This window comes from Janthinobacterium sp. DSP2-3-3 (assembly GCF_049897325.1).
GTDB lineage: Bacteria > Pseudomonadota > Gammaproteobacteria > Burkholderiales > Burkholderiaceae_D > Janthinobacterium.
This window is the reverse complement of sequence record NZ_JAFCWA010000002.1, coordinates 223,783-242,880: the sequence shown is the minus strand read 5'-3', so window position 1 is coordinate 242,880 and position 19,098 is coordinate 223,783. Positions and strand designations below refer to the sequence as shown.

Here is a 19,098-nt window from a genome sequence, read left to right as displayed (position 1 = left end):
TTCAGAAGGCCATGTCCGCATAATTGGGCAGCGAGATGGCATCTGCCTTGGGCGTCAGGAACTTGGCCAAAACTGATTTCACAATTGGAACGTTTGACATGCGCAACATGGCATGGCCCAGGGCGATCCCGGCGCGGGTGTGCGGGGAAGCCAGGCGGGGCGCGAATGAGGGCATGCTCTGTGCCTGATCAACATACGGGCGCATGATGCTTTCATACGCGGCAAATGCTTGCGTGTGAGTGTCGTGGCGTCCCAGTTCGCCTGCCAACACGTAAGCGCCGCACATGCCCAGGCTCGTGCCCATGCCGCTGATGGGCGAGGCGCAATAGGCGGCATCGCCAACGAGCGCAATCCTGCCCTTTGACCATCGCGCCATTTTGACTTGAGAAATCTGGTCGAAATACAGGTCGGGGGCGTCGTCCAGGGACGCCAGGATGCGCGGCGTCTCCCACTTGAGAGCCCCAAATTTCTCCTTCAGCAGTGTCTTTTGCTCGGCCGGCGAGAGCTTTTCATAAGCACTGGGCGCTTCCTGGAACGAGAGCAGGGCGCGGGTGGTGCCCAGGTTATCGGGACGCAAGCAAACGCTCAAGCCGCCAGGGGCATTGAACCATCGCATCTGGCGCGCATCGCCCGGCGCGCGCGGGATGGTGAAATAGGCCGTGTAGAGATTGAACGACCGGCGCTTGACTTCGTCCCCGAACACCAGGGTGCGCGTATGCGAGCCGACGCCTTCGGCGCCAATCACGAGATCGAACATTTCTTCGCCGCCCTGTTCAAAGCGCACGTTGACGCCATGGGGCAGTTCTTCGAGCGCCGCAATGCTATCGCCAAATCGGTAGTTCACTGCTTGACGGCTATGCTCGATTAGCAGCTTGGCCAGCTCACCCCTTAGAATTTCAAGCTCGGCCACCGGACCGTTGCCGCCAAACGCCCCGATGCCAAATTCCGCCTGGGTACGGTCTTGCGCGTCGACAAACCTGATGCCATCTTCATGCGTGCTCCGGGAGCGGATGGCGCTCTCGAGTCCCATGCGTTGCGCCACCAGCTTGCCTGCGCCGCGCACGTCGATCGTTTGCCCGCCATCGCGAAATTCGGGCGCCCGCTCGACAACAGTGACTTCCATGCCCAGGCGCGACAGCCAGAAAGCCAGGGTGGGACCGGCGATACTTGCCCCTGTCACCAAGATTTTTCGTTTAATCGTCATATGGTTTTCTTTTTTGATGTGGTTGGCAAAGTGCTCTGGTACACAGTAATCACTTGCTGGAGAAAATGTTCAATCGTCGTACGCTCGTCCGCCGACAGGCCGCTCAACACCGCGTCCAGACCATCGAGCATCGGTGCGATATGCCTGTACGTTTGGGCCACCGATGCCTGCACGGGATGCACCAGCACGCGACGCTTGTCGTCCTGCTGGCGTTCCCGCGTCACATGGCCGGCACGTTCCAGGCGGTCGATGACGAGCGTCACGCCCGCTGTAGTGACGGAAAGGCGCGAGGCAAGCTCATTGGGAGAAAGGGGACCATGTGTGATCAATTGCTCCATCAATGCCAGATCGGTCTGATTAATGCCCAGCGCGGTGCTCAGGCGCAATGCCGTATCGCGCGTCAGAATCGCGATATCCTGCAACTGGCGGCCGATGACATCGCCTGCGATGTGCATGCCGCGCGGATCTTCTGCTGCGAATGATTCAATATGTGTTTCCTGGTCATGCATGGCTTACCTCAAGTTCAGATTTTGCAGCAGTTGAAAAAAATATAGTCACGCCCATAAAGGCAACGAGAATGAAAGCCTGGATCGTCAACGCGGCACTTAAAGCCAGGTCCGGCGCCACATCGGGATGCGCGGCAAAAATGCCGCACTGAACACGGCCACGCCTATCGAAGCGGCAATGGATTGCCCCGGCCAGCCTTTACAGCAAATCCATGATTTCGGAAACGATCATGACAAGTAAAATCGGCCAACAAGGTAGTGCGGCAGTATTGATACTATTTAATAGCTAACTTAGTTAGTGATAATGTGAGACGGTATACGGACTTTTGATCTTTGTCAACAGCGACCGGCTGATAGGCAGCGACTTAAGCTCGCTTCCCGTTGCGCTCCATGATGCGTTCGCGCAACCAGCGGTGCGCCGGGTCCAGGTGCATGCGCTCGTGCCAGACCATGGCCATCTCGTAATCGGGCAGGCGCATCGGCGGCTCCCACGTGCGCAGCGCGCCCAGCGCGTTTTTCAACAGGCGCGACGGCAGCAGGGCCACCATGTCGGACGCCGCCAGCAAGGGTGGGACGATGAGAAAATGTGGTACCGACAGCACCACTTTGCGCGTTCGCCCCAGTTGCTGCAGCGCTACATCGACGGCCGTGCGGAAACCGCCGCCGTTGGGCGAGACGACGATGAATTCCAGCGCGCAAAACTGGTCGAGATCGGGTGGCGCCTGCAGCAGCGGATGGTCGCGGCGGCCCGTCAGCACATAGTGTTCGGTGAACAGGGTGCGGTGGCGCAAGCCCGGCGGCGCTTCTTCCTGGGCCAAAAAGCCCAGGTCGACCTGGCCGCTTTCCAGGTCTTGCGCCATGCGCGCCGGCACGGCTTCGAACACGGCCATGCGCGACAACGGCGCCTGCGTGCGCAGAGATGCCAGCATGGGCAGCAAAATCGCATATTCGGTGGCGTCGGCTGCCGCCAGATTCCAGCGCACCTCGGCCGTAGCCGGCTCGAACGCCTGTTCCGGCTGCAAGACTTGCTCCAGTTGGGCCAGCACGGCTTGCAACGGTGCCAACAGGGCCAGCGCGCGCGCCGTGGGCAGCATACCGCGCGGCCCGGGCAACAGCAGCGGATCGTCGAAGGCCGTGCGCAGCTTGCCTAGCTGCACGCTGACGGACGGCTGGCTCAGGTGCAGCCGCGCCGCCGCCCGCGTGACGTTGCGTTCGATCAATAAGGCGTTGAGGGTCAGCAGCAAATTCAAGTCAAGCTTATGCAAATTGTTCATGACTATACCTTCTATATGAACTATTCATTTCCACTATGATAGCGCAAGCCCTAGAGTGGTTCCTGTGACTTTCATTCTTCATCCATTACAGGAAATAACTGATGCAACTACATGAATATACAAGCTTTGATGGATTAGGACTGGCTCAGCTCCTGCGCACTGGCGCCGTCTCTGCCACCGAACTGTACGACGCGGCCGTGCGCGCCTGCGCCGCCGTCAACCCGCAGCTCAACGCCGTGGTTGAGCTCTGGCCGGCGGATGTGGCCGCCATCGACAGCACAGTCAGCACTGCGGCGTTTGCCGGTGTGCCGTTCCTGATCAAGGACGTGGCCGTGACGATGGCGGGCCAGCGCAGCGAAGCGGGCAGCCGCCTGGGCGCTGGCCATGTCGCCGCGCTGGATTCTCATCTGATGACGCAATTTCGCCAGGCGGGACTGGTAACGTTTGGCCGCACTAGCACGCCGGAAATGGCCTTTGCCACCACCACGGAACCTGTGCTGTATGGCGCCACGCGCAATCCCTGGAACGTCAACTTGAGCGCGGGCGGCTCCAGCGGTGGCGCGGCGGCGGCCGTCGCAGCCGGCATCGTGCCGCTGGCCCATGCGACGGACGCGGCCGGGTCCATCCGCGTGCCGGCCGCGTCGACGGGCTTGTTCGGCTTGAAACCGAGCCGTGGCCGGGTCTCGAACGGCCCCGCCATAGACGAAATCTTCAGCGGCCTGGGCGTGCAGCTGGGCGTGAGCCGCACGGTGCGCGACAGCGCGACCTTGCTTGACGCCGTGCAAGGAATACTGCCGGGCGAGCCGTATGTGACGAGTGCACCGGGCCATAGCTGGCTGTCGCAGGTGGCCGTGGCACCGGGCAAGCTGCGCATCGGCGTGCAGCGCGCCGCTTGCAATGGCGCCCATCCCGTGGCTGCAGTGAATAGCGCACTGGACGCCAGCGTGCGCCTGCTGGAGGGGCTGGGTCATCACGTGGAAGAAGTAAAACCCGCGCTGGGTGTGTCGTGGGAAGCGTTCGTGCACGCCAATGCCAGCATCTGGTGCGCCAACCTGGTGCCTTGGATAGACGCCCTGGCGCAGGAAAGCGGGCGCGGCGTGTCGCTGGACACGCTGGAGCCGGCCACGCTGGCTTGCTACCGCCATGGCCAGGCGGTCTCGGCCGTCGATTTCGTGGCCGCCCTCGACGTGCGCAACACAGTCACGCGCCATGCCGGCGCCGTATTTGGCCAGTACGACGTGCTGCTGACGCCCACCATGCCGGACTTGCCATGGCAGCTGGGGCGCTATTGCGAGGATGAGTACAAACTCGATGGCTTGGGTTGGACGGCGCGCCTGTTTGAGCATTCTCCCTACACGCCGCTGGCGAACGTGGCGGGCTTGCCAGCCATGTCCGTGCCGCTGGCGCAGTCGCCTGATGGCTTGCCGATCGGCATGCAGTTCATGGCCGGCTATGCAAAGGATGGCGTGCTGCTGCGTCTGGCGGGACAGCTGGAACGGACGGCGCCGTGGCTTCCAAGGCGGCCGCCCGTGTGGGCAGGTAATTAAGAAGGACGACTACAGGGCGGCGAGGCGGGCGGCGCCCCGGCTTTCCAGGCGAAAGCGGGCTTTTTCCCACAGCCGGTCGTGGAAGGGCAGGACGATCACGTTACAGATCGGCTCGACCACGGCCAGCAAGCCGCCGAACGCCATCGACCCCGTGGCCCAGTACATGACGCCGAAGGCCACACCCATGTGCAAGGTCGTTTGGCTGAGTTTTTCGCCGGCCACGGCGGCAAAACCCAGGCGGCTGGGGGCGTAGCGGCGGCGGATCGCATGCCAGGCTTTTTCATGCCAGGGCAGCAGGGCAACGTTAATGATCGGTTCGATGATTGCGGCCAAGCCACCGAGCGCCAACGAGCCCGTCAGCAAATAGGCAAGGCCGAAGGCGATCGACATATGCGTGCAGACCTGGCTGAATGTTTTGATGGCAGTGAACAAGGGATGCTCCTTTCTATCGAATTCGTTTATCCTTGATTTAGATAGTAACGATTCTCATTTACAAAAGAAAGTAAAATATTTCAACTGAATCCATAGTTTTAAGCTATGAATTGATAAATATCAATTGCCCCTGCTGCAGACGCATCCATCTGCAGCCATCTGCGGCCATCGCCGTCAGCGTATCGCCGTCGCCTGCGACCAGACGGCTTGCCAGCGTCCATCGCGCCGCTAATAGCTGTCGATATGCCAGTAGCGCGAGCGGGGCACGGCCTGGCCGCCGAAATTGATTTCAAGCTGGGCCTGATAGCGCAGGACAGCCGCATCGCCGTGCAGGCGCACGGCGATCTCGCCAGGCTCCCAACTCAGATAGCGCATGTGGCCTGCCGCGATGGCTCCCAGATATTCTTCCTTGGACAGCATGCTGCCGATGGGCGTGACCAGCTGAAAATCATCGGCGTGCAAGCTGTGCGCCACCGCCAGGTCGCCATCGACCAGCGCGCGCAGGCGGCTGCGTTCGATATCGCGCAATTGTTCCGTATGTTGCAAGGCCGATTGGCGGCCAGGCTCCTGTTCTTCCATGATTCCATCCCTCCGTATAGAGTGTGATACTTTGACGTAAGTTATCCAAAAGTCATGTTGACACTATATATTCAAAGTGTCAATATGCCCACATGTCACTCCACACCTTGAAAACCCAGCGGATACTCGATGCGGCGCTGGCCGTGTTTTGCCGCTACGGCTACCGCAAGACGTCCATGCTCGACATCGCGCAGGCTGCCGATATGTCGCGCGCCGCGCTGTACCTGCACTTCAAGAACAAGGAAGACGTGTTTCGCGCCGGTTCCGAACGAGCGCATGCCAGCGTCATGGCGCAAGTGGCCGCGGCGCTGGCCGAGCCCGGTCCCGTCTTCGCCCGTATCGAGACGGCGCTGCTGGCATTCCAGCAAGGCTTGACGGCGGAAATTTCGTCCAGCGCGCATGGGCAGGAATTGTTCGATGCCAACATGACCTTGGCCGCCGACATCACCTTGAATGCGCGGGCAACCTTGGTGGCATCGCTGGCCGGTGCGCTGGAACAGGCCGAAGCGGTGGGCGATATCGCGCTGCGACGGGTGGAGGCAACTGCCGCGCAAGTGGCCGGCTTGCTGGTGGCGACCATGGATGGCATCAAGCACACGCAAGGGGGAGGGGAGGCGCTGCGCCAGGGCATTGCGCTGCACATGCGCTTGCTGGGCGCCGCGCTGCTGCGCATGTGAGCGGATTGCCTCCCATGCGCAGACGGGCCAAGCCAGTTACGGCAGGGTCTTCAGCACAGTCTTCGTCGGCACGGAGAAATTATAGTTGTCGTGGCGGTCCCAGTTGATCGACCACGTCATCACGCCACGGAAGTCCGGATACGCCTGCAGCGGCTTGATGGTGCCGCAGTTGAGCAAGCGCGTCAGGCAATTCAGGGCGTTGCTGACGTCGGCATTGGTGGTAAAACCCGAGCCGGCCGAGCTGCGCCCCGATGGCACGCCAAAGCCCACCTGGTCCGGACGCAGGCCGGCGAAGGTATTGCCGCCATAGTTAAATCCTTCGATCAGCATGCGCGCCGTGGCCACCAGCTGGTCGGCCGAACCGGCCTTGATGGCGCCCGTGGCATACGGCGTGTAGATGTCGCCATTGTTATAGTACTGCGGGTGCAGCACCGTCAGTTCGCTGCGCAAGGCATTGATGATGGGAATGTAGGCGCCCCAGATGCTGCCATAACTCGTGTATCCCCCTTCCACATACACCCATTCCGGCGCCATCGACAGGTAAAAGCCACTGCCGACCTTGGTTTTCAGGTTTTTCACGGCGATCGGCAAATAAGTCTGGATAGCCGCGCCTTGCGCCACGCCATTTTCCAGGTCTAGGTCGATGCCGTCGAAGCCATACTTGGTGATGATGGCGTACAGGCTGTTGGTGAAATTCGTCGCTTCGGCCGTGTTGCCGACGGACACGGAACCGTTTTGCCCGCCCAGCGACAGGATGACTTTCTTGCCTTTCGCCCGCTTGGCGGCCACGTCGGCGATGAATTGCGCTTCCGTGCCCGCGCCCGGGTCGATGGTCAGGCTGACATTGCCGCCGCCCGCGTTGTCGCCGAACGAGACGACGATCACATCCCAGTCATCGCTGACCTGGCTGATCGGGTAGGTGGCGCCGCTGGGGTTGGTGAAGTTGTGCCAGTAGCCGATCAGCGCGTGCTTTGCCAAGCCGGTGGGCGTTGGTGTCGGTGTCGGTGTCGGGGTGGGAGTAGGTGTCGGAGTAGGTGTCGGAGTAGGTGTCGGAGTCGGCGTAGGTGTTGGGGTAGGGGTAGGCGTGGGTGTCGGAGTTGGCGTAGGCGTGGGTGTCGGCGTGCCGCAGTCTCCCACCACCGTCCACGGCTGACCGCTGCCGGCGCCGCCGCTGCTGGTCGACGGGTTATTACCTTGCGTCCACCAGTTTGCCGTGTAGTTGACGTTGTTATAGCTGGCCTGGCCGCCGCCATTGTAGGCGGTGCCGCTGTTCCATGGCGTGTAGCAGGCCACCGCTGAGGTCGCACCGGCCAGCAGCTGGCTTGCGCCGGCGTTGGCTCCGTCGCTGCCGCCGCCGCAGGCGGCCAACGTCCCCCCGAAGAGGGTAAGAATAAGGGTATTCATGACTGTCCGGTTCATTGCATCTCCTTGTGTATTTTTTTCATGGCCGGCCGGCTGGACACCGTCCGATTTTTCAGAGTGCAAGCATTGCAAGTGGTCGTCAACTGGTTTTATTCTTTGCGCAAGATCACAATACCAGTTGCGGCCACACCCCAGGGCAAGGGCGATACGGGCCATACCAGTGCCTGTTTTCCAGTGCGCTGGTATGGTGCCCGGAATCGCGCGGGGAGCAGGGCGGGGAAGGGAGGTGGACTCCCGCGACAACTACGGCGCTGTTTCCTTGCGCAAATCGGCATACGGCACGCGCGACAGGTCCAGCAGCATCTGCGTCAAGGCCACGGTTTGGCGCTGCATTAGCCGGTAGTCCACGCGCGTCACGGCGTCGGCGCCGTAGTTGAGCAGATAGTTCGGTCCCGTGATGTAGTTCATCGTGGGAATGCGCTGCGCAGCCCAGAAATACTGGCCTACACCAGGCCAGGCGGCATTCTTCGGACTACCGTCCCCCCCGGGATTGGTGGGCGGCAGCACGAATGCGGGGGCCGCATCGGCGTGCTTCAGCATGGCATATGCGGCGTTCATCAGGGCCGGCGTGCGCGGTGAAAACAGGGCGGCCGGCTCGAACCTGCCCGTGAGACGCAAATAACCGTTGCTGTCGGGCAGTACTTCCAGCGCGCCCAGGTGCTCGATGCTGAGGGTGGCAGCGATCCGTTGCGTCAAGCCATCATCCTTGTGCCGATCAATAAACTGCTCGATACCCACGCCGCCAGCGAAATGGCCGCTCGTCAGCAACAGCATGATACTGCGTGGCAAGCTGTCCTGCGGCAGGCGCGCTAAGTACTGGGCCATATCGACGATGGCGTTCGGCCCATTGTCTTCCAGCGCGTTCGGGCCATCCGTGTGGCTAATAAGCACCATCAATTCCTCGGACTTGCCGGGGATGATGCCGACCAGGTTGCGCGTCTGCACTTGCCGCACCGTGGCATCCATGGTCAGCCTCACGGCTGGAGGCTTGCCCGCCAGCACGCTGTCGCGCAGGCGCCGGCCCCGCTCACGGTCGACAAACACGCCGGGCAGCTGGCGCACCACGCCGTCGTAGGGCGCATACAGGCCGTACGCCGTCGAGGCTGGCGCATCAAGAATGACAATCACGCCTGCCGCACCAGCCGTCTGCAGGTTGTCCAGCAAGGCGATGAACGGCCCCAGCATCTGGAATGGGCGCGCATACGGCGTCTCCGGCCCCATGGCGTTCTGCGGATCGTGCATGTGCACGGCGGAATCGTGGAAAACCTTGCCCGTCCACGCCACCTTCGGCATCTCGACGAGCACCAGCTTGCCGGCCAGGCTGGCATCGGGCTGGCTGCCGGGCGCCAGGTAAACCAGGGGCGCGACAAGGCCGGACGGCGGCGTGACGCCCGAATATGGAATATAACCGGCCGAAACGAGCATGCCAGGCCGTTCGCCATCGGTCACTTCCAGACTCCAGTGTTCCCGTTCCACCGACCATTGCCGGAAGCTGACCTGCTCAAAGCGCAGTTGTTTGACACCGGCGCGCACCAGGCGTTCATGCAGGACGTCGATATACGCTTCATGCCGGGGAGATCCCGTGGCGCGCAGGCGGCGCTCGTCCAGGTCGTATTGCCAGTCAACCAGTTGTTTCCTGGACAGAAACTGCGTGGCATCGGCCGTCACGGCAGCCGACGGCGGCAGGGCGCGCGCAGGCCAAGGACCAGGCTTGCTGGCGCAGGCGGACAAGGCGGCCGCGATGGCCAGCGCGCCAAGGGACAGAAAGCGGCGGGAGTGAGGTAAAAGCGCGGTGTGTGGATGCGCCTGGGTCATGCGTCTCTCCTGATTATTTGATGCCGACGCTTCGATCAGCAGGGCCAGCGACGTGCTCGATGCACAGCATTATGTTGAGACTTCGCATTCAAAGTAGTCTTCAACGCCCTGATTTCATTGATATCGCAGGCAACGGAAAACTTGTCACGAGCGGCAATTTACCATGAGACAAGGCGCTGGGCCTGCACCCGTGAAAACGGGCTTTGCCTCTTTTTCAAGCGCGCCGTGTTCCTTTCGTCAAAGAAAGCCTGTAACTTCCTGCATGGCACTGTGCCATGATGAAAGCGAAAATGAAGAAAAAATCATTGATTCTTGGCGCAGTGGGTCATCCGCGCCTTGGCAGGCAGTGAAGACATCGCCTTGACGCTGTTGCTGCGCAATCCCGGCAAGCTGCCCACGCCAGTCCCGGCCAACGGAAGCGTGCTGGCCGGCAATGTACTGGACCAGGCATTGCTGCAGCAAACGATGCCCGGACACGACTTGGTCTACGCCAATCTGGTGGGCGACGACATGGAAGACCAGGCCAACAGCATCATTGCCGCCATGCGGACCTCGGGCGTCGAACGCCTGGTTTTCGTCCTGTCGATGGGTATCTACGATGAAGTTCCCGGCAAATTTGGCGAGTGGAACAACGCCAGGCTGGCCGAAGACCTGAAACCATTCCGCTGCGCCGCCGACGCCATCGAAGTGTCGGGCCTGGCATACACCATCGTGCGCCCAGCCTGGATGACGGACGAAGACGAAGTCGACTACGAACTGACCACGCGCCACGCGCCATTCAAAGGCACCGTGGTGTCGCGCAGGAGCGTGGCAAACCTGATCACCAGCATCATCGAAGCGCCAGAATTGCACCTGCACGCCAACCTGGGCGTGAACAAACCGAACACGGACGGGGAAAAGCCGTATTTCATGTAGCTTGTCCAAGCAAAGGCGGCAGCTGCGCGCAGAGAAGGGAAATCGCATTTGCGATTGGGGAGTTGGCAAAATGGGAGTTCTTTCAAATTCATCCATAATTTCGCATAATTTATATTATGTCAAATGGCTAAAAGAGTGCAAAATCAAAGCCTTACATTCACTAGTACGAGTACGCCGACAGCATTGTGAGTACTCCCGCGACAGCGACTCATTGCGACATTTCCCAATGTCAGAAAAAAGGATACAAAATATTTTGTACACCACAAAAACGGTAACTCATGCACCTCTACGAAGTCGGCAAAGCAGTCCGCGTCCGTCGCTTGGCCCTTGGGTTGACGCAGCTTCGCCTGGCGCGGTTGGCGGGTCTGTCGCACCAGACGGTGCAGCAACTGGAGGCTGGAACCATCACCGACTTGAGTTTTGGACGCGTGGTGAAACTGCTGGGTGTACTTGGACTCAGTTTTGCCCCGCCGACGATCAAGGCCAGGCAGAAAAAGCGCGGTTTGTGGATGCCGGCAAAAAACGCGAGAACTACAGTCAATTGGCGATTCGTCATCCCAGGCGGTGTCTGCTAAGGGCATTTTGTCCAATGTTTTAAGCCGGTATCATCGCATCGCGCAACAGTTCGACACGTGATCTGGCTCTGACAGGCAAGCTGCCCAGTGTCCAAAGTGTTGCGTCCGTCACAGTCGTGAAACGCGGGCCGCCGTGGGCCAGATCACATACACACGATGCAGACACGAATATTCCGTCGCAACGGCCAGCAGCGACGAATCGTTCAAAGTGCCGTTGGTGCCGACTGATGAAGCTCATCACAAAATCGCCTAGCCAAACCGAAGCAGCCTCATGATCAGGTTGGTTTAGTAGCCCGTCTTCCGGCATTAGGTCGTCAATATTCATGGCAACGATGCCTCCCTCGCCTCGAGCTTCAATCTGCCTGACGCCCTTCCTCATCTGGGCTTCGACCCCCTTCTCTGAATACACTTTCTTGCATGCTATCGGTATGGCCGCGCCACCGATGCTTGCCTGAAGATCGGGCGGATCGACCAAATCAGCTGTAATGCCACGCCGTCGCAAAAGATCGCATAGTTCTAGCTCCCAAAGATGGTCCTTACCTTGTGATTGCGTACGGTGCTGAAGATCCATCGAATTCCCAGCGATCCGCCTCAACGATTGCAAGGCATCGGACTCGTCGGCCATAGCGATTACTGCGTCGGCGATTCGCCCAGCCAGCGAAACTTCAACAATTTGTCGGATATGACTAGAGCGATGCCCCTCTTCCCATGCCGTCGACACCTTGTTAGGTAGGCGATTCGATTCCTGTCGCTCATCGAAAAGATGGCTTGCAAGCACAAGCGTCCAATCGTCTAGAAATATCTCCATAGAGTATCTCCTTCACGCCTAAAGATAATACACACCCATCGGCAAAGCGGGTTTTCCTGAATTTCTTGATTTTCTCGTACTTTTAAAAAGATCAATTTTTTCCGGCTCAGCGATTCCTAGTGCCTTCCCCACTCTATTCATCTCCTTTGAGAACTCCATAAAATCTTTCCAACTCAAGCCAACGGTTATAAATAGAATAATTGGAGTACTAAAAGTAGCGCAAATTAACATGAACCAGACCGGGATTCCACCAAAAAGTGCTGCCAAAATTGCTAAAATATATAATGCAATAAAAGCATAGCCACAGCACTTTAATAAATGATATTTTTTGGCAATTGTTCCACGTTCAGAATGTGGCTGCATCCATATCTTGTTTTTCTTTACATCCACTACTGCCAAAGCAATAAATTCATTATTTTTTTGATACCCAACCACTTGAACCGCATCCCCATCCTTAAAATCAACCTTCCAAAAACTCCCAATAATCAATTTTCCATTGACATTCATGGTGAACCCTGTAACGGGATCACCGTCACTTGTCGCTGCCTGTGCGCTGTGAACAGCGCCTGGCTCGCCGGCAGCAGCTTGCACAATCGCAGCCAAACCGGACATTTTTTTGAATTTTTCAGCATTTTTCAAATAATTTACATGCATCTCGGAAGTTCTTAAATTCTCAACCATACCGCTGACTAACTGATAAGATAATTCATGCATATATTTTCCTCATGACACGTCCTTATAAGACCTCCCAAGTTCCTCTAACAAAATTTTTGGATTCTTCGCACCTTTTTCTTTTTCTTTTCCAAAAGGACATTTCTCGCACCATTCTTTTAAAGAATTTGGCGTCACAAACCATATAATTAAGGTTATAGCAAGACCAGCCATGTTAAGCCGAACTGCCCAAGTCATACTAAACAATCGGTAATACAAAAGTCTTGACCCTGTCCACTGTATAATTTTTCGACCGCTGTTTTCCATTAGAGGGGCAGCATATGACAAACTTGAAAGTAAGCCAAAGGTAGCCGCAATAAATTGAGTTGTAAATTTCAATGAATATAGAGCTGCCAAACTATAATTATCCTTATCGATATTTACATTTACGTTTTCCAAATCCTTAACTGCCGAGTAATAACCAGCTGCTGCACTTAGAACACCGCCATACACTTTTAAATATTGAAATGTCACCGATACCTTGTCGCCGACTAAATGTTTTGCTGCATTGGCGCCAATATCAAGAATCGCGGCAGTCGTCGAGCATATGGCAGCACACAATTCACCCAAGGTTTTTTTATCATCCTTGAATTCCCAAGCAATCTTTACCAAATTAATAATTTCAAGTGTCGCGACAAGCAACGATAAACGATTTTCTTTCAGTGCCGTAGGGCCTTTGGTAGTATCTCCCTTTACCTCCATCCATTTCTTTTCCAGTGCTGCATATTTGTCGCTTTTTAAATCATTCCCCGATCCGATGAAGCTTTTCGCTGTCGACAAGCGACGTACAATATCGGCTCTGGCTAAACCTTCCTGCCTTGCCTGAATTTCTATTGCGCTGATGATGCGACCAGGTTCAACTCCGGCACGCGCCATCATCAAACCTCGAACCGCATATTCAGCTGTGGAATCTGCCCCTCTCTTCAAAAAAGGCCTGAACAGCAAATCTCCAACTGTCATGAACAAGCGATCAAGATCAACCACCTTTATGATTTTAATACCCTCGGTAGCGTCTGCAGCCTTCAGCAAGGTATTTTGCATGGTATTGACCTTCTTGTAGATATCGCAGGCCTTTCTGATATGCACTGCCAAAAAATCCATACTGGCCTTACCGACCTCGCTGAAACTCGTTCCTGCTTCTGCCAGCGCAGTATTAAATTGCTCACCAAGTACTTTCTGATTCAAAGACAGGGCACGCCAAAGAAGATTTGACTCATGCGCCTTCATCTCTTTGACCCATTCGGTAATTTTATTCTGTCCTTGAATACTCGAATTCATGCCGTTTATTGCACTACCTATCTTATCCTCAAAGGCAACACCATCTTCGATACTCTCCACATTAAATTCGCTCAAGTAATTAATCAATGATTTTGATTCCAACCACATGATCAGATCATGTGTTCTTTCGTCGATAATATTTTTTGCTTCATCCAGCATCGCATCATATTTTATCCGGAAGTCCTGATAAGCTCCAGGCTCCAGCATCTCCTCATACTTCGCCCAAGACAGTTCTTTTTCTTTGGCGATCATCGCTGGAGAATTTTCTCTTCGCCTCGCAATAAAGCTGTCCGCATCGGCTTTTACCTTGGCCATCTTGATACTGCGCGACGGCTCCGAATAGGCATTTGCATCATTAAGGCGTGCACTAAAACCCATGGTAACCGGCACCTTCTCCCGAGCCCACTGGTCCAACAAATCACATACTTCGGTTTCACGACTTCTTTGCGGTTCCGCCAGTTTTAATGCCCGATCACGGCGTTCCTTTGTTGAGCTTATTTGAGGAGCGTTATTTCGCGTGTCCTCCTGATGCTGCTCTTCGTTCGCCACCGCCGTATTTTCCAGAGTTTTTCTGACGCCTTCGATGCCTTGCAATGCAGTCAGTTCCAGTTCTCGTTCTTCACTGTATTTTTTTATCCAACCTGCAGGTTCATTCCGGAAGCCGTTGAGCTCATGGGTAATGCCAAATGCATCCCATAGGGCGATAATGACAGGAGCATTGCCCTTGGAATTTTTTGCTTCACCTACTGTTTTCATCAATCCAGCCAGTTTTTCGCTTTCACCTTTTCTCAGGTGCAAAGCATGGCAAGTGCTTTCCATTTTCAGTTTTGAAGCGTTGTAACTACCATCTACCTTGCTTATTTCACCGAGCGGCAGCCCGTTGATACTTATTGAATTGAAATTTTCTTTATACTCAATCACCTTTTCAATATTTTTCTTGGTAGCGGGAAGGCCGTGTCGGTAACCTCCAGCCGTCACCCATATCGAAGGTAAAAAAGTTTGCATACGTTTGTCGCGCAATTTTTCGTCGCTGGCAAACAAAGTGAAAGTTTCTTTACTCCATGCATGGTCTGAAAATGCCAGCCAGACTTTGCCACATTTTTCGGGTTTTTCGATTGATATGATTGAAGCAGGTATATTATGCCCGTCGCGCGAACAGGCCGGTTCAACGCTAATTGGCCTGAGACCGCTGTTAAAATATTGTTTCCATAAGGTCCCTGCCTCAGAGACGCTATACACTTCCCATTTGATTTGACTTCCACGCGCATGTTTTTCATAAAAAAGATAGACAAAACCTTTACGCAAGGTGCGCAATGCATACTTGTGATGCTTGAGTTTCACGTCCGTGACTTTATTTCCTAGCGGATCGGGTAGTGTTGCATCAACATCCTTTGGCACAACGGCATATCGAACAGGCAGAATAGCCAGTCCAGACTTATTGCAGTTTTCGCATTCTGGGTTTTTTGGATTAGTACAAGCCATAAATTTTCCTGAGGGTCTTTATCTTATTTTTTAGAAAAATAATCTTGTAATTGATCAGCAGGGCATCCCGTCACCTCTTCGAGTGCACCACCATAAAATTCGCCGGCGCCGGTCATGATCCACACTGCCTGTAGACGCTGATCATCATGGAAGCCACTGCCAAGTTGCAAAACATGCAAAGCAAATAATTCACGGTCTTTTCTATCCAAGATGCCATAGTCCGTAGCGCGTGCCAATGCTGAAAAAACCGCCTGTTCCCATTGCATCGGCCCAGATTTCCCCCACGTTAGCCAAGCGGCATGGAGTGTGGAATAATCATTCACTTGGGCCCACTGTGCTGAACTCAAGATCAGCCGCTGCTCAGGCGCTGCATGGGGCGAAAGCGCACGGGTGTTATCCAGACCATGTCGCATCAGGTTTTGCTGCCGATCAAATGCGGTCACACTACTTACTGGCCCCAGCATCTGGCGCTGCTGTTCGACACTCATCGTCGGCCATAACCATTCGCGGACACCTGGGTCATGGAATCTGAGCAATTTTTCCAAGCCTTGAACTGCATGAATATAGCAATGGCTGGCCCAATGGCGCGCTATCTTTTCCGACGCTTCTTCACTGGTGATCCATCCGGCGATGGCTTGACCGTTACCAGCCCACAGACTGTCCTTTGTCCAAGAGTTCCAGGCAAGTTCGACACTCATTTTGAATAGTTCAGCGCCGGCATATTCATCCAGCGCCAGTTCGATCAGATATGGCGCGAACTGCTGATCGAAACGGGGATGTGCAATGGGCACGACTATTTTTCGTTGCTGCACGATCGCATGCGAAGAAAACGGATCTCCTTGTGCAGGATTTACCCATAACAAACATCGGTCATTTGCCGTTTCATGAAATTGTTTATGGAGCAGTTGAAGTGGTGCTTCCCATGCTTGGCTGACAATGACCTCGACCGTCGATTCCATACAAATTCCCCGAGCTACAATGTTTGTGATCCGGCCTGAGTGGCGCTGGCATTCTTACTTGCTTGTTCGCACCCCTTGAGGTCACCCACCGGCAATTGCTTTACCGCGCTACTGCTGGCCGGCCCCGTGAGTTCCTTCATGCCGGCCTTGAATTCCATCTTGCCGGGTCCATGAATCTCGATATTGCCGCCTTCGAGCTTGATATAGGCGCCCTGCACCGTCATCAGCACATGCTGCTTGCCGCTGATGTTGACGCTTTTGCTGACGCTGGCCACGGTCACGGCCTTGTCTGCGGTTAATTTTGTTTCATCGGACTGGCTCTGGCTGCTGACCTTGCCACTGGCCGCGTGCAGGCGGATGCCCGTTTCCTGGTTGGGTTTGTCGGCCTTGCTGGCCTTGCCGTAGGTAAACAGGCTGATGCCGGAACTGATCGCATGAAAATGGTTGCCTTGCGCGCCGAAATTGATGTCCTGCCCTGCCGCGATGCTGCTGGTATTGCCGGCGGCGAAAAGTGCGTTGAGCGGCGTGGTGGCGGCGATGCCGGCCGGACTGGACAATTGCAGCTGCGGCGCGCCATAGGCCGTCGCCTGGCTGTCGGCTGTGCCTGCCGTACCCTTGAGCATTTCTATGCTGTGCGCCAATTGTTTCAGTGCCGGCAGCGTCTCGGGTGCCGCTTCGGCCTGGCCTTGCCCACCACCCAACACAGCCTTGTGCTTTTGCGCCGTCTCGGCAAGCGAAGTCAGCAGGGCCAGGCTCTGTTCGATCTGGGCCGTGGCTTCCTTGGTATCCATCTGCGTGCCGCTGGCGTTGGTACGCGCGTCGGTCGACAACAGCAGCCCCTGCCCTGCGCGCAGCGCGGCGCTGTGCTCGGTTTTCAGTTCGGCGCCGAAGCCGGCCGCAGCCAAGCGCTGGTTGTCCGTCTGATGGCGCAAGTGTCCCAGGTTCAGCTCGGCAGTGCCCTGGTGCGCGCCGGCATGGCGCTGCAGGGCCACGCGAGGCTGGCCCGGGCTGTCGTCGAACACCAGCTGGCTGTACGCCGCGCCGCCCTGCTGGCTGGCCTGCATGGCCTGGCTCTTGATGCCGGACAGTGCGGCCGGGTGCGCATGCGCGCCCGCTTCGCCGGGAAACCAGGCAGGTGCATTGCCTGTGGCCGGCCCAGCGCCATGGGCCACGCGGTTATTCTGAGCATCGACCGTGCCTTGGCCGTTATAGACGGTGCCGATCACGAGCGGCCGGTCAATATTGCCCTCCAGAAAATCGATCAATACTTCCTGGCCGATGCGCGGCAAGGCATGGCCGCCCCAGTTGGCGCCCGCCACCGGCGCCATGGTGGAGGCCACGCGCACCCAGGTGCCGGCACTGTCGTCACCTGGCGCACCAGTATGCTTGCCGCCTGGCGGATGGTCGAGGCGGCTGTGGCTCATGACGCCGCGCTGCCAGTGAAATTGCACCTTGATGCGGTGGTCGCGGTCGGTGTGAATCTCGGCGCCGGCCGGGCCCACCACGACGGCCGTCTGCTGGCCATGCACGGTCGGGCGCGGATGCAGCAACTGGCCATGCTGGTCCTTGCCGCTGGCGCGATAAGGAATATTGCTGCGGATGGCATCGATACGGTTGCGATACAGGGGCCGCTCGGCAATGGCGCCCAGCAGCGCGGGCATCCGATGCAGGCTGCCGGCTTGTTCCTTGCGGATCGCCGCATCGAGCAAGCCCGTCTTAAGCGTTTGCACAATGGACGACTGCAGATCCGCGCTCAGGTTGTTGTGCATCAGGTGGACCGTGCGCACGATCAGGAAGCTGCGTTCGTCGTCGTTGCCGGCCTGGTTGAACACCGGCTGTCCCTGCAAGACAAACGTGGTGCCCGGCGACAAGGTACGCACGGTTCCGGCCGCCACGTGGACCTCCTTGCCCGCTTCGAGCGCCTGCAACTGCTTGCGCGCGATGCGCTGGCCCTGCTCACGCGAAGCGTAGGCATAGGCACCGGGCGCATCGCGGCTGAGCAGCTCCAAGCCCTGTGCCCCGCCCCCCTCTGCCGCCGCGCTGGCGACACGCTGGTCGAGCGAGCGGTAATCCCAGCTACCCATTGCGATGGCATTGGTCTGCTGGCGCAATTCGGTGCGCCAGCGGTCGATGCTGTCGACCTTCATGACGGCGCCCGGCTGCGTGAAAATGATGCTGCTCTGGGCATTCGGCTTGAACGCGCTATTATGGTCCGCGATCACCAGGCAGTGGCTGCCCAGGCTGGGGCTGCCGGGATCGCCGCTGTGTTCATAGTAATAAAACAGGCCTTCCTCATGCATCAGGCGTTGCGCATAGGCCCAGTCGCTTTCCTGGTATTGGGTGCTCAGGCTGCGCTTCGGGTATGCCGCGCGGTCGAAAATATCGAAACGCCAGGCCGGCGCCAGCTTGCCCTGCGCCTGGTAAGCGGCAAACAGCGCGTCCAGGATGTCGAATACCGTCATGTCCTGGAAGACGCGGCTGTCGCGGCCGTGGGCAAGAAACGCGCTCCAGGGTTCCAGGGTCAGCTGATAGCGCGCCATGCCGCCGTTTGCACCGACCAGCTCGACGGCAGTGATATGGCCGTGGAACGGGCGCAGCGCGTCGGCGCTGGTAACGGTCAGCAATTGCAGCAAGGCCGGCTGGCCAATCAGGGTGCGCAAGGAAATGGCGGCGTCCGTCGACAGGGCCGCGATCTGGAACACGAAGCCCGCGCTCAAGCCCTCCTCGCCGCGCACGCATTCGGCCAGCAGGCGGTCAGCGCCCAAGGGCGTGGTCAGCTGTAACAATCTGGTAGCTTGCGTGAAACTGGCGGGCAAGGACATGGACATCCGGAACTCCATCACGCGGCTTCCCGCACATAATTATTAAATAAGCACTTTTATCAAAGCCATTACACCCTAGAAATTTCGTTATA

Annotated in this window: 16 protein-coding genes; 4 read left to right on the top strand and 12 right to left on the bottom strand. The window is 57.2% G+C overall.

The window, feature by feature from the left end; all coding sequences use genetic code 11:
• Window position 1: 1 nt before the first annotated feature.
• The 3 genes from ACP7DE_RS05150 to ACP7DE_RS05140 form a co-directional block, all read right to left on the bottom strand.
• A complete protein-coding gene (locus ACP7DE_RS05150) occupies window positions 2-1,204 on the bottom strand; it encodes an FAD-dependent monooxygenase (protein ID WP_426071063.1) in 1,203 nt (400 codons plus the stop codon).
• A complete protein-coding gene (locus ACP7DE_RS05145) occupies window positions 1,201-1,713 on the bottom strand; it encodes a MarR family winged helix-turn-helix transcriptional regulator (RefSeq protein WP_426071062.1) in 513 nt (170 codons plus the stop codon). Before ACP7DE_RS05145 ends, ACP7DE_RS05150 begins: the two co-directional genes overlap by 4 nt.
• 362 nt (window positions 1,714-2,075) lie before the next feature.
• A complete protein-coding gene (locus ACP7DE_RS05140; protein WP_426071061.1) occupies window positions 2,076-2,984 on the bottom strand; it encodes a LysR family transcriptional regulator in 909 nt (302 codons plus the stop codon).
• Window positions 2,985-3,085: 101 nt separating this feature from the next.
• On the opposite strand from ACP7DE_RS05140, the gene ACP7DE_RS05135 reads away from it, so the two are divergent.
• Entirely contained in the window at window positions 3,086-4,531 is a 1,446-nt protein-coding gene (locus ACP7DE_RS05135) for an amidase (RefSeq protein ID WP_426071060.1), read from the top strand.
• A 9-nt stretch (window positions 4,532-4,540) separates the two neighbouring features.
• On the opposite strand, the gene ACP7DE_RS05130 is transcribed toward ACP7DE_RS05135, so the two are convergent.
• Window positions 4,541-4,963, bottom strand: coding sequence for a DUF2061 domain-containing protein (locus ACP7DE_RS05130; protein ID WP_426071059.1), 423 nt, complete (start codon window positions 4,961-4,963; stop codon window positions 4,541-4,543).
• A gap of 228 nt (window positions 4,964-5,191) precedes the next feature.
• Window positions 5,192-5,542: a nuclear transport factor 2 family protein gene (locus ACP7DE_RS05125; RefSeq protein WP_426071058.1), complete on the bottom strand. Its 351-nt coding sequence runs from the start codon at window positions 5,540-5,542 to the stop codon at window positions 5,192-5,194.
• A gap of 92 nt (window positions 5,543-5,634) precedes the next feature.
• On the opposite strand from ACP7DE_RS05125, the gene ACP7DE_RS05120 reads away from it, so the two are divergent.
• A complete protein-coding gene (locus ACP7DE_RS05120) occupies window positions 5,635-6,219 on the top strand; it encodes a TetR/AcrR family transcriptional regulator (protein ID WP_426071057.1) in 585 nt (194 codons plus the stop codon).
• A gap of 36 nt (window positions 6,220-6,255) precedes the next feature.
• Here the strand turns inward: ACP7DE_RS05120 and ACP7DE_RS05115 are convergent, their stop codons facing one another.
• Both ACP7DE_RS05115 and ACP7DE_RS05110 read right to left on the bottom strand, forming a co-directional pair.
• Entirely contained in the window at window positions 6,256-7,623 is a 1,368-nt protein-coding gene (locus ACP7DE_RS05115) for a chitinase (protein ID WP_426071056.1), read from the bottom strand.
• 261 nt (window positions 7,624-7,884) lie between these two features.
• The gene (locus tag ACP7DE_RS05110; RefSeq protein WP_426071055.1) at window positions 7,885-9,456 is read right to left on the bottom strand and encodes a PA domain protein; all 1,572 of its coding nucleotides are present in this window, start codon (window positions 9,454-9,456) and stop codon (window positions 7,885-7,887) included.
• A 312-nt stretch (window positions 9,457-9,768) separates the two neighbouring features.
• Here ACP7DE_RS05110 and ACP7DE_RS05105 point away from each other — a divergent pair, with 312 nt between their 5' ends.
• Together ACP7DE_RS05105 and ACP7DE_RS05100 are read left to right on the top strand one after the other, a co-directional pair.
• Entirely contained in the window at window positions 9,769-10,371 is a 603-nt protein-coding gene (locus tag ACP7DE_RS05105) for an NAD(P)H-binding protein (RefSeq protein WP_426071054.1), read from the top strand.
• A gap of 278 nt (window positions 10,372-10,649) precedes the next feature.
• Window positions 10,650-10,946: a helix-turn-helix domain-containing protein gene (locus ACP7DE_RS05100; protein ID WP_426071053.1), complete on the top strand. Its 297-nt coding sequence runs from the start codon at window positions 10,650-10,652 to the stop codon at window positions 10,944-10,946.
• Between the two features lie 19 nt (window positions 10,947-10,965).
• On the opposite strand, the gene ACP7DE_RS05095 is transcribed toward ACP7DE_RS05100, so the two are convergent.
• From ACP7DE_RS05095 to ACP7DE_RS05075, 5 genes are read right to left on the bottom strand one after another with little or no spacing between them, the layout of a single operon-like run.
• On the bottom strand, window positions 10,966-11,754 hold the full coding sequence (locus ACP7DE_RS05095; RefSeq protein WP_426071052.1) for a hypothetical protein: 789 nt from the start codon (window positions 11,752-11,754) through the stop codon (window positions 10,966-10,968).
• Window positions 11,755-11,772: 18 nt separating this feature from the next.
• The gene (locus tag ACP7DE_RS05090; protein WP_426071051.1) at window positions 11,773-12,468 is read right to left on the bottom strand and encodes a putative type VI secretion system effector; all 696 of its coding nucleotides are present in this window, start codon (window positions 12,466-12,468) and stop codon (window positions 11,773-11,775) included.
• 9 nt (window positions 12,469-12,477) lie between these two features.
• A complete protein-coding gene (locus tag ACP7DE_RS05085; protein ID WP_426071050.1) occupies window positions 12,478-15,225 on the bottom strand; it encodes a T6SS effector BTH_I2691 family protein in 2,748 nt (915 codons plus the stop codon).
• 23 nt (window positions 15,226-15,248) lie between these two features.
• Complete coding sequence (locus tag ACP7DE_RS05080) at window positions 15,249-16,184, bottom strand: DUF4123 domain-containing protein (protein ID WP_426071049.1); 936 nt, start codon at window positions 16,182-16,184, stop codon at window positions 15,249-15,251.
• Between the two features lie 14 nt (window positions 16,185-16,198).
• Complete coding sequence (locus ACP7DE_RS05075; protein WP_426071048.1) at window positions 16,199-19,012, bottom strand: type VI secretion system Vgr family protein; 2,814 nt, start codon at window positions 19,010-19,012, stop codon at window positions 16,199-16,201.
• Window positions 19,013-19,098: the final 86 nt, after the last annotated feature.